We start from the raw sequence: 9,995 nt of genomic DNA, 5'->3' as shown, positions 1-9,995 counted from the left end.
CGCGTCCGGTTTTCAGGCGGCGGGCCGCATCGTTGGGGCGATAACCGCGCGCTTGCGCTTCGTCTTCAATGCGTTTACGCGTGACGGCCGCTACATCGTCATAGCCATTTAGCGCCCGGCTCACGGTAGTAACAGAGAGGCCAAGGGTTGCGGCGATGGCTTTCAGTGACATGATAGCGTCCCATTGATCAATTTTTGATCACGCTAGCATAAAGGAAAAGGCGGCTCTATCAGTTACGAATTTTTTAGCTTTTTCTGACAAAGATGGCGTCAAAAGTGGCTTAAAAGTGTGATAAAAGCCGACCTGCTCACGCAGATCGGCTCTACTTTTAGCTCAGCGGGCTGAGGGTGATCTCAACGCGACGGTTCTGTGCTTTACCGTCTTCGGTGCTGTTGCTGGCGACCGGATTATCCGGGCCTAAACCCTGCGTGCGCAGACGATTTTGCGCCACGCCCTGCAAAATCAGACCGCTGGCGACGCTGTCAGCACGCTGCTGTGACAGACGCATATTCAGCGCGCGCGTGCCGGTGCTGTCGGTGTAGCCCACCACATTCACGGCGGTTTTTGGATACTCTTTCAGCACCATCGCAACGCCGGTCAGGGTGTTGGCGCCCGCCGGTTTCAGGTTGCTGCTGTTGGAATCAAAGGTGACGTTATTCGGCATGTTGAGCACGATGTTGTCGCCCTGACGCGTCACGCTGACGCCGGTGCCGCGCATTTTGTCGCGCAGTTTCGCTTCCTGCACATCCATGTAATAACCCGCGCCGCCGCCCAGTGCCGCACCGGATGCCGCGCCAATCAGCGCGCCTTTACCGCGATCTTTCTTCGACGACGACAGCACGCCCACGCCCGCGCCTAACACCGCGCCTAAGCCGGCACCGATGCCCGATTTGCCCGCCTGCGATTCGCCGGTATACGGATTGGTGGTACAACCCGACAGCGCCAGGCTGCCGCTCAATAACAAGGTCAGCGCCAAAATACGCTTATTCATGAAAAATCCCTCACAGATTTAAACGGGGAAAAGCCCCAAAACGGCACTATTATGCCGTTCAATTATGGGGAAATGCGTGAGGGTCAGTCTTAATTTGTAAACTTTTGCTTTAAAGATTATCAGGATGGCAGAAACAGCTGGTTTGATGATCGTTAATTAAGCCGCAGGCCTGTAGAAATGAGTGGCAGGTTGTGGGTCCGACGAATTTAAAACCACGCTTCTTAAGCGCTTTCGACAGCGCAATGGCGGGCTCGGAAGTGGTTGGCGCGTCTTTGTAATTCGCGTAACGGTGCAAAATCGGCGTATGGTCGACAAAAGACCAGATAAAGCGCGAAAAGACCTCTCCGGTGGCTTCCAGCGCCAGCAATGCGCGCGCATTGTTGATGATCGCTTCCAGCTTGCCGCGATGGCGAATCAGTCCCGCATTTTGCATCAGACGTTCCATGTCGCTTTCATCCATCAACGCCACGGCATCAGGATCGAATTCATGGAATGCGCGGCGGTAATTTTCGCGTTTTTTCAGCACGGTGATCCATGAAAGCCCCGCCTGCTGGCCTTCCAGACAGACCATTTCAAATAAGACTCGCTTATCGGTCTGCGGCACGCCCCACTCTTTATCGTGGTACGCCAGATACAGTGGATCCTCAGTTACCCAGCCACAACGTTGCATTGCATCACTCCCTTAGCATATGAAATAGCGATAGTTCCCTTGACGTATGGCAAATTCGATTAATAGTTATACAACGGGCGCCGATATAGATCTTATAAAACCTAAACGCCCATCTCTTCCCGGCTCGTCAGGAGTCCTTCATGTTGCAGAAAAGTCAGCGGACAGGCCAGCACAAAATTGCGCTGGCTTTTAGCGGTTGGTGGCTATTATTTCTGGCCGGGAATGCCTATGCCTTTGATCAGTCGAGCCAGAATAGCGCGCCCGATTACAACGCAATACTTGCTGAAAAAATTTCCAGTAATCATCTAATGTTGACAGAAAATCCCGATGCCAACCTGTTTGACGCCGCGCTGAATTCGCCGAACGACTACGCGATGGTGATGCACAGTGAAACCGCCAGCGTTGGCGCCGCGCCCTTTGTGAATCGCTATTCGGCCGGTTGGTCGATGCCGATGAGTGAAGCGGTGAGCACCGGGCCGGTGGCGCAGTTTGCAGTGGATGATTCCACCTTGAGCTGCCCGAAGTGTGAATACGTGGATAGCAATAATGCCGAGCATATTGCTTCCCTCGGCTGGCGCGTGGATTCCACCTTTGGCTGGATATCGCCGTGGGCGCAGGTGAGCTACAGCCATCTGGTGAATGAGGAGCTGCCTTCACCCACCCGTGAACACGCTGATGACATAAATGGCCGGGAAAACAATTGGGTGGATGTCAGCGTCGGCGCCAATATGCCGCTCGGGCAAAATATGGCGGCCTTTGCTTCCTTTGCGCAAACCGGTGCGGTGAGCAGCGGCGAGCAGTTCATCTACAGTCTTGGCGTCAGCGCCAGCTTCTAAATCGCGCGCGATCCGCCGCGCTAAAACAGTTACACTGAGCGTATTACGTCGGGCTGAATTTACCGCCCGGCGCACCATGCTGGTTAACGTCAGGTTTCTTCATGTCAGTCAAAATCTTATCTTCAACGTTGGTGGGGCTGGATGGCTTCTGCCATGACCCGCTCGCCGTGCTGCAGCAGGCCGATAACGGCACGCTGGCGGTGCTGCATAACAATACGCCGGCGTTTTATGCGCTTACGCCGCAGCGTCTGGCGCAGCTGCTGGCACTGGAAGCCGCCGCGCAGCAGCCCAATGATGTCACGCTGGATGAGAGCCTGTTTCAGACCGATAGCGCGCCTATCGCTACACCGGTTGGCAAGTTCGCGATGTATGAAGGTTGGCAGCCGGACAGCGATTTTCAGCGTCAGGCCGCAATCTGGGGCGTGGCGTTGAGTGAAGCTGTTACTGCCGCCGAGCTGGCCACATTTGTGGCGTACTGGCAGGCGGAAGGCCGTTTGTTCCATCATGTGCAGTGGCAGCAGAAGTTAGCGCGCAGCGTGCAGATGAATCGCGCCGCCAATGGCGGGCAGCCAAAGCGCGATCTCACGCAAATCAGCAATACTGATTACGATATTCCCGATGGATTCCGAGGTGAGTAATGAAAACGCCGAACGATCTTTTTAGCCGCCTGAAAAAGATGATGCCGTCCGAAGTGCAGCCGAAATTCAAAAACGGCGCGGAGCTGCTGGCCTGGAATCAGGAGCAGGGCCGTTTGCGCTCGGAAGCGATTGTGCGGGAAAACCGCGCGATGAAAATGCAGCGCATCATGGGGCGCTCGGGCATCCGCGAGCTGCACATGAACTGCTCGTTCGACAACTATCGCGTGGAAAATGATGGGCAGCGTAAAGCGCTGGCGATGGCGCGCGAATACGCCGCCGGATTTGAAAATAGCATCTCCAGCTTTGTTTTCTCCGGTCGTCCCGGCACCGGTAAAAACCACCTTGCAGCGGCGATTGGTAACGATCTGATCATTCGCGGTAAAAGCGTGCTGATTGTCACCGTCGCCGATTTGATGTCGAGCATGAAGGGCACTTTCAGCGGTGGCAGCGATTTAACCGAAGAACGCCTGCTGCACGATCTCAGCCATGTGGATCTGCTGGTGATCGATGAGATCGGTATGCAGAGCGAATCGCGCTATGAAAAAGTGATCATCAATCAGATTGTCGATCGCCGCTCATCGTCGAAACGCCCAACCGGCATGTTATCGAACCTCGATCCGGCGGGCATGAATTCGCTGCTGGGTGAACGCGTGATGGATCGTATGCGCCTCGGCAACAGCTTGTGGGTGCGCTTTGACTGGGAAAGTTATCGCAGCCGTGTGCGCGGTGATGAGTATTGAGGAGTGCTATGAAAGCAGCCGGTAAAGGTCCAGCACTACTTCGTCTGAACAACCTGAAGCGGGTGATGACGCAACTGCGTACCACTCGCATCACCTCTCGCCAGGATTTGGCATTAGCGCTCGAGCTGAGCAAAAACACCGTTTCACTGATTGTCGATGATTTGCTGGAAGCCGGGCTGATCAATGAGCTCGGCCCGGTTAGCGTCGCTTCTGCGGGCCGCCCTAAAATCGAAATCTCGCTGCGCGCGGAAAAGCTGAAAAGCGCCGGCATCATGGTGGAGCGTCAGGCGATTCACTGGCGCGTGTGCGATTACTACTCGCAGGTGATTGCCGAGCAAACCTGGCGCACGGAAACCAGCGATCCCGAGCAATTGCTGCATGAGCTGGTGGAAGTGTGTCAGACCTTGCACGCGGCGCATCCCGAGCTGCTCGGCGTGGCGATTGGCTTCCCCGGCATCATCGATCCCCATCGTGGCTGGGTGCATTTTTCCGCCCATCTTGGCTGGCAGAATGTGGATGTAATGACCATTCTCAGCCACGAGATGCCGCTGCCGCTGCGCATCATGAATAATGTTAAAGCCGCCGCGCTGCTTTCGGTGCAGCAACTCGAACTGAATAAGTCGCAAAGCCATTTCTATCTGCGTATCTCAGAAGGATTAGGCGGCGCGCTGGTGGAACAGGGCGAAGTGTTTACCGGCAGCAGCTGGACGGCGGGCGAGATCGGCCATCTTACGGTGCAACCCAACGGCGAACGTTGTAGCTGCGGACGCTTAGGTTGTCTTGAAACGCTGGTGAGCAAACCGGCCATTCAGCAGCAGCTGGCAAAACGCAAACCGGGCTTGCGTTGGCAGAATGGCGATAGCGAGCCGGAAATCCTGCAAGAGGTGATGACGCAGGCGGGCACCCATTTGGGCAACGCGGTGAGTCAGGTGATGCAGCTGGTGAATCCGGCCAGCATCATTATTGATGGGCCGTGGAATGCGCAGCCGGCGTTTGTGCAGGCGGTGCAACAGGCGGCGCAGGCCGGTACGCTGGCCTTTACCTTTGCCCACACCGCGCTGCATTTTCTGCCGCTGCGTATTGATCCGGCCAACGGCTTAGCGCTGGCGGTGATTGAGCAGTACGAACGCCCCAGCCAATAGGGCGCCATCAATGATCTCGTAGGGTCGCCATTTATGTCGACCAAATGCTTTAATGCCTCGGAATATCAAACGACTCGCTCGCTTTCGCGGTGGATGTCGTCTCCGGCAGATCTGCTTCGACGTTAAATTTACGCAGCACCAATGCATGAATCTTCTCAAGCGACACGCCGGCGGTTTCTGGCAGATAGCGGAAGGTGAAGAAGTACATCCCCAGCGAGAAAATCGCGAACAGCAACAGCGGGAAGCCACCGTGGAACATATCCAGCAGCATCGGGCTGCTGTTCATGATCGGGAAGGTGCTGCTGATAACAAAGTTGGCCATCGACATCGCGCAGATGGAAATCCCCACGCAAATCGAACGAATCTCGGTTGGGAACACTTCGCCCAGCACCGTCCAGACGATCTGGCCCCACGTCATACCGAAGAAAATCATGTACGCGAACAGGCCAATCACCGCCAGCATGCCCGGCAAGTGGTAATAGAAGGCGATGAACGAGTAGGTCAGGCACACGCAGGAAGTGATGGCACCCAGCAGCAGCAGCTTACGACGGCCGACTTTATCGATCAGCATCATCCCCGCCAGCACGCCAATGAACTGACAAATCGACAGCCAGAAGGTTTGCAGCAGCGCTGAGTCCGTGCTGCCCGCGACGTTTTTCAGCAAGGTTGGCCCAAAGTACTGAATCACGTTGATGCCGCTGATCTGGTTACCCACCGCCAAACCGATACCGACAATCAGCAATGGAATGGTGGTTTTATCCAGACGCAGACGCGATTTGTGTTGCTGCGCGGTGTTATCAGAAAACGAATGTTTGATTTCGTTGAACACGCTCTCGGCATGCTCGCGGTTAGAGATTTTGGTCAGCGTATCCAGCGCTTCATCGTACTTGCCTTTCAGCACGTTCCAGCGCGGCGATTCCGGGATAAAGGCGATGAACAGGATAAACAGCGCGCACGGCACCAGCGCCGTGGCGAGGATGTAGCGCCAGCCCATATTGATCATCACGTCAGGCAAGGTGGATTTGGTGATGAAGTAGTTGGTCAGCAACACCACCGATTGTCCGCCGACGCAGCAAACCGCATACAGCGCGGTGGTACGGCCACGAAACTTGGAAGGCGACAGCTCCGCCAGATAGATAGGCGAAATCACCGACGCCAGACCAATTGCCAATCCGCCAATCATGCGGAAGATGACGAACACGGTGAAGTTATGTGCCAGCGCCGTCCCGATCACCGAAACGGTAAACAGCAGGGCGGTGATGGCGAGGGATTTTTTGCGGCCCAGTTTGTCGCTGAGGCGTGGTGCCATAAAGCAGCCGATCAAACTGCCGAGAAGGATATTGGAAACGGCCCAGCCGGTTTCAGCGGGCGATAACTGGAAATATTCACTTAAGGGTTCGATTGCACCGGAGATAATCGAAGAGTCATATCCCATCAGCAGACCGCCGAATGCCGCGACAGTACAGCAGAGAATGACATACTTCATGTTGTAGCGTTTTTGCCTGGTATCCATTGTTATAGCCCCTTGTCTCTACGGCCTGAACGTTGCTTGTTCAGAAAGAGGGTGGTGTAGGTTTAGATGTTCAACTTTTATTCACGCGAGGTCTTCGTGTTGGAATATATGTTCTAAATGATGGTTTTTGGATCATTTTTTCCGAAAAGTGTGAAGAGGGTTGCGAAAATTGCTGAATAAGTCGTCAGGGACATGTTTATAGCCTAATGAAATGATAGGTTTTTCATCAATTCACTTTGTATGGACATTGCAAAGTTTGCTTTTTATTGGAATTTTCATTCTGTTATGCACGCTGATTTGTCGATTTTATTTCACCCGACTGAGCGCACGGGCGCGTTTCATTTTTTAACAGGCAACGGGCATAATACGTTGATTCTCAGCCCCTCTTTGCGGACGCCGTAATGAAAACGCAGCGCATCACTCTGGACGATATTGCTACCCTGGCGGGCGTCACCAAAATGACGGTAAGTCGCTATCTGCGCACGCCAGAAAAGGTCAAAACGGAAACGGCGGAGAAGATCGCCAGCGTGATTGCCGAAATTGGCTACGTCGCGGATACCGATAATGTCGCGGCGACTAAACAGAACCCACCGCGCATTGGCGTGTTGATTCCTTCTTTTAATAATCAAATCTTTGCCGATCTGCTGGCGGGCATTGAATCGGTGACCAGCGCGCAGGGTTATCAAACGCTGGTGGTCAATTACGACTACAACGCCCAGCGTGAAGAGGAGCAGATCGCCACGGTTTTAGCCTTTAACATCAAAGGGCTGATACTGACCGAATCAGTGCACACCGTACGCGCGGAAAAATACCTTAACGCTGCCAACATTCCGGTGGCAGAAGTGATGGGATTGACCGAAGCGCGCGGGCGCATCAATGTTGGCTTCGATAACTATCGCGCCGGCTACGATATGACGGCGATGTTGCTGGCCAGCGGCAAACAGCGCGTTATCTACTTTGGTTCGATGTCCGATCGTCGTGATGAACAACGTTACGCCGGTTATCGCGATGCGGTTGAAGCGGCGGGATTACCTGCAGGGCGAATTGTGCCAAACAAGGTTTCATCGGTATCGATTGGTACCGGCATGATGACGCTGGCGCGCCAGCTCTATCCGGAGATGGATGCGATTCTCTGTACCAATGATGATCTGGCGGTCGGCGTGCTGCAGGAGTGCCAGGCAGCGCGCATTGCTGTGCCACAAGCGATGGCGATTGCCGGTTTCCACGGGCTGGAAATCGGCCAGGCAACCACGCCACGCTTAGCCAGCGTGATCACGCCGCGCTTTGAGATGGGAAAAGTGGCGACGGAGATCATCCTGAAAAAAATCAACCAGCAGCCCACCATCGAGCAGGTCGACCTGCATTATCGCCTCTCAATGGGTGCGACTATTTAATTCACTGCGCATAGCGCAGATGAAGCAGCGGAAAAGGATTTCCCTGTCCATCTAGTGGCGAGCGTCCCGTGATGACAAATCCCTGATTGTGATAGAAACCTAGCGCCTGCGGATTCTGCTCGTTCACATCCAGTTCGCTGACATTCAGTTGTTCGATGGCGTAGCGCAGCAGCTGTTTGCCTATGCCCAGACCAAACACTTGCGGCGCGACAAACAACATCTCCAGCCGATTTTCCGCCACGCCGAGAAAACCGACAATGCTCTGCTCTTCATCGCGATAAATACGCAGCTCAACCATCGGCAAATATTGCTCGCGCACCAGCGGGCGCAGAGCGCGGATATCCGCATCTTGCAGGAAATGATGCGTCGCCCGCACCGACGCTTCCCACACCGTGGTTATCGCCTCGAAATCGCTCTCCTGCACGGGGTAAATTCCTTTCATTGCGTTCTCCATTCTCTTTATCAGCAGGGATGATGAAATATTCGGCCTGAATGATAAAGCGTCAAATTGGCGAGTTATCGTTATTTATTGGCTTTTGAGCATCACATAGCCAGCTAACGTCTTCTTATAATGCTTGTCAGTTAATCGCTGAAAACCGAAATTTCAGAGCGCACTGATCGTAGCGGCGTAATTCATTGCGCGATAAATCGCGCCGCTACGGGATGTGCGACGATTTATCGTTATCACTGTTTTCATTTCGACATCAGGAGGAAAGATGGATATGCACGCCGCCTTTATGCAGCAACTGATGCTCTGGATTGAGGACAATATTGAGCAGAAACTCATTCTGGAAACCGTAGCACGTCGCGCCGGGTATTCGCAGTGGCATCTGCAGCGCCTGTTTCGCAGTTACACCGGCGTGGCGCTTGGCACCTACATTCGCGAGCGCAAGTTAACGGCATCAGTGATCGCGCTGTTGAACAGCAACACGCCGCTGATGGATATCGCCATTAAATATGGCTTCGACTCGCAGCAAACTTATTGCCGCACCTTCCGCCGCATGTTCGATCTACCGCCCGGCGCGTTCCGCCGTAAATATCAGCACACTTTGCCGGAGATTGATGGACCTGCTAGCTTGCTGTTTTTGCATCCGCAGAGTCGGCTGGCGGCGTAAAGTATTTACCGGGCGTTGAACCAAACGCGCTGCGAAAAGCGCTGATATAGCTGCTAACGCTATCGAATCCGACCTGCCACGCCACTTGCTGCACACTTTTGCCCGCCGCCAATCCTTCCAGTGATTTGAGTAAACGTGAAACCTGGCGGTAGCGCGTTATACTCATGCCGACCGCGCTGGCCCAATGACGGCTCAAACTGCGTGGGCTGAGTCCCGCCCAGCGCGCCAGTTCTGGCCCGGTGCGCGTATCGGAGGGATCGTCCATTAACAGGCGTGCAATCTGCAGCAAGCGCGTTTCCGTCGGCAGCGGTAACGTCAGCGGATGTTCGGTCGATTCATATAACTCATCCAGAAACACCTCGCTCAGGCGATTGTAGCGCGCGCTGCCCCAGTGATCGGGCGACAAGGTTGCCAGCCTTTCCGCCAGCGGCTCTAACACCGACGGGCAGGAGAGCAGGACCGGATGATCTGGCAACGGCGCGGCTAGCGTGTCGTCAACCAATACCGTCCAGCCAAGCACCGGGCCCGGCCCAATGATCGCATGTTCAAAGTAGGGCGGAATCCAGCCCACCAGTCGCGGCGGATTGGCGAAAATACCGGACGGCGTTTTCACCGTCATCAATCCCTGTTTCAAACAGAAGAGCTGCCCGGCGGCGTGGCGATGAGTGAAGGTTTCACGGTCCAGCTGCTTCGCTAACGCCGCGGCAATCACTTTCGGCGCATCCGGCTCCAGCAGGCGCTGACGCAGCTCAGCCTGGCGCGGATTGCCGGAAAAAGTCAGAGTATCGGTTGGATGGATTAACATGCCAGGCTCCACAATGCGATGAAGGAGCAAAGTGGCGGAGATTGGTGGGGAAGTAAAGCGTGGGTGTGTATGAGTTAAGGTGCGAAAGCGGGAGGAGGCTCAGCGGCGATCATTTCGATTTCTTAGGGCTTGGTTGCCACTGCAGCAAAC

The 9,995-nt window shown here is 54.7% G+C and carries 12 protein-coding genes; 6 read left to right on the top strand and 6 right to left on the bottom strand.

Annotated elements, in window-relative coordinates; all coding sequences use genetic code 11:
• From RTY00_RS12095 to RTY00_RS12085, 3 genes are all read right to left on the bottom strand, one after another.
• The coding region (locus RTY00_RS12095; RefSeq protein WP_312664609.1) for a LacI family DNA-binding transcriptional regulator at window positions 1-172 on the bottom strand (172 nt) is incomplete at its 3' end.
• A 157-nt stretch (window positions 173-329) separates the two neighbouring features.
• Entirely contained in the window at window positions 330-992 is a 663-nt protein-coding gene (locus RTY00_RS12090) for an OmpA family lipoprotein (RefSeq protein WP_008105270.1), read from the bottom strand.
• Between the two features lie 109 nt (window positions 993-1,101).
• Window positions 1,102-1,662 carry a DNA-3-methyladenine glycosylase I gene (locus RTY00_RS12085; RefSeq protein ID WP_312664608.1) on the bottom strand — a complete coding sequence of 187 codons (561 nt, stop codon included), beginning with the start codon at window positions 1,660-1,662 and terminating at the stop codon, window positions 1,102-1,104.
• Window positions 1,663-1,802: 140 nt separating this feature from the next.
• Between RTY00_RS12085 and RTY00_RS12080 the strand changes: the two genes are divergently transcribed.
• The 4 genes from RTY00_RS12080 to RTY00_RS12065 all read left to right on the top strand — a co-directional run bounded on the left by RTY00_RS12080 (window position 1,803) and on the right by RTY00_RS12065 (window position 5,018).
• Entirely contained in the window at window positions 1,803-2,498 is a 696-nt protein-coding gene (locus tag RTY00_RS12080; protein WP_312664607.1) for an autotransporter, read from the top strand.
• 101 nt (window positions 2,499-2,599) lie between these two features.
• Entirely contained in the window at window positions 2,600-3,136 is a 537-nt protein-coding gene (dnaT, locus tag RTY00_RS12075) for a primosomal protein DnaT (protein WP_008105267.1), read from the top strand.
• Window positions 3,136-3,876, top strand: a complete 741-nt coding sequence (gene dnaC / locus RTY00_RS12070; RefSeq protein WP_007893471.1) for a DNA replication protein DnaC — start codon at window positions 3,136-3,138, stop codon at window positions 3,874-3,876. The genes dnaT and dnaC overlap by 1 nt, the downstream gene beginning before the upstream one ends.
• Before the next feature lie 8 nt (window positions 3,877-3,884).
• Complete coding sequence (locus RTY00_RS12065) at window positions 3,885-5,018, top strand: ROK family protein (protein ID WP_312664606.1); 1,134 nt, start codon at window positions 3,885-3,887, stop codon at window positions 5,016-5,018.
• Window positions 5,019-5,067: 49 nt separating this feature from the next.
• Here RTY00_RS12065 and RTY00_RS12060 read toward each other — a convergent pair whose 3' ends face one another.
• Window positions 5,068-6,531 carry a sugar porter family MFS transporter gene (locus RTY00_RS12060; RefSeq protein ID WP_312664605.1) on the bottom strand — a complete coding sequence of 488 codons (1,464 nt, stop codon included), beginning with the start codon at window positions 6,529-6,531 and terminating at the stop codon, window positions 5,068-5,070.
• Window positions 6,532-6,932: 401 nt separating this feature from the next.
• Here RTY00_RS12060 and RTY00_RS12055 point away from each other — a divergent pair, with 401 nt between their 5' ends.
• On the top strand, window positions 6,933-7,925 hold the full coding sequence (locus tag RTY00_RS12055; RefSeq protein WP_008105264.1) for a LacI family DNA-binding transcriptional regulator: 993 nt from the start codon (window positions 6,933-6,935) through the stop codon (window positions 7,923-7,925).
• Window position 7,926: 1 nt separating this feature from the next.
• Here RTY00_RS12055 and RTY00_RS12050 read toward each other — a convergent pair whose 3' ends face one another.
• Entirely contained in the window at window positions 7,927-8,367 is a 441-nt protein-coding gene (locus RTY00_RS12050) for a GNAT family N-acetyltransferase (protein WP_312664604.1), read from the bottom strand.
• A gap of 274 nt (window positions 8,368-8,641) precedes the next feature.
• Here RTY00_RS12050 and RTY00_RS12045 point away from each other — a divergent pair, with 274 nt between their 5' ends.
• Window positions 8,642-9,040 (top strand): helix-turn-helix domain-containing protein, encoded by a 399-nt coding sequence (locus tag RTY00_RS12045; protein ID WP_312664603.1) that lies wholly within the window; start codon window positions 8,642-8,644, stop codon window positions 9,038-9,040.
• On the opposite strand, the gene RTY00_RS12040 is transcribed toward RTY00_RS12045, so the two are convergent.
• A complete protein-coding gene (locus tag RTY00_RS12040; RefSeq protein ID WP_312664602.1) occupies window positions 8,997-9,845 on the bottom strand; it encodes an AraC family transcriptional regulator in 849 nt (282 codons plus the stop codon). The genes RTY00_RS12045 and RTY00_RS12040 overlap by 44 nt on opposite strands.
• Between the last annotated feature and the right edge of the window lie 150 nt (window positions 9,846-9,995).

The organism is Pantoea sp. CTOTU49201, from assembly GCF_032054795.1.
In the GTDB taxonomy this organism is placed as follows: domain Bacteria; phylum Pseudomonadota; class Gammaproteobacteria; order Enterobacterales; family Enterobacteriaceae; genus Pantoea; species Pantoea symbiotica.
This window is presented reverse-complemented; position numbering and strand designations above follow the sequence as displayed.

Coding starts and splice junctions, on each gene's coding strand:
- RTY00_RS12090 (WP_008105270.1), bottom strand. CDS start 992: ATGAATAAGCGTATTTTGGCGCTGACCTTGTTATTGAGCGGCAGCCTG.
- RTY00_RS12085 (WP_312664608.1), bottom strand. CDS start 1,662: ATGCAACGTTGTGGCTGGGTAACTGAGGATCCACTGTATCTGGCGTAC.
- RTY00_RS12080 (WP_312664607.1), top strand. CDS start 1,803: ATGTTGCAGAAAAGTCAGCGGACAGGCCAGCACAAAATTGCGCTGGCT.
- dnaT (WP_008105267.1), top strand. CDS start 2,600: ATGTCAGTCAAAATCTTATCTTCAACGTTGGTGGGGCTGGATGGCTTC.
- dnaC (WP_007893471.1), top strand. CDS start 3,136: ATGAAAACGCCGAACGATCTTTTTAGCCGCCTGAAAAAGATGATGCCG.
- RTY00_RS12065 (WP_312664606.1), top strand. CDS start 3,885: ATGAAAGCAGCCGGTAAAGGTCCAGCACTACTTCGTCTGAACAACCTG.
- RTY00_RS12060 (WP_312664605.1), bottom strand. CDS start 6,531: ATGGATACCAGGCAAAAACGCTACAACATGAAGTATGTCATTCTCTGC.
- RTY00_RS12055 (WP_008105264.1), top strand. CDS start 6,933: ATGAAAACGCAGCGCATCACTCTGGACGATATTGCTACCCTGGCGGGC.
- RTY00_RS12050 (WP_312664604.1), bottom strand. CDS start 8,367: ATGAAAGGAATTTACCCCGTGCAGGAGAGCGATTTCGAGGCGATAACC.
- RTY00_RS12045 (WP_312664603.1), top strand. CDS start 8,642: ATGGATATGCACGCCGCCTTTATGCAGCAACTGATGCTCTGGATTGAG.
- RTY00_RS12040 (WP_312664602.1), bottom strand. CDS start 9,845: ATGTTAATCCATCCAACCGATACTCTGACTTTTTCCGGCAATCCGCGC.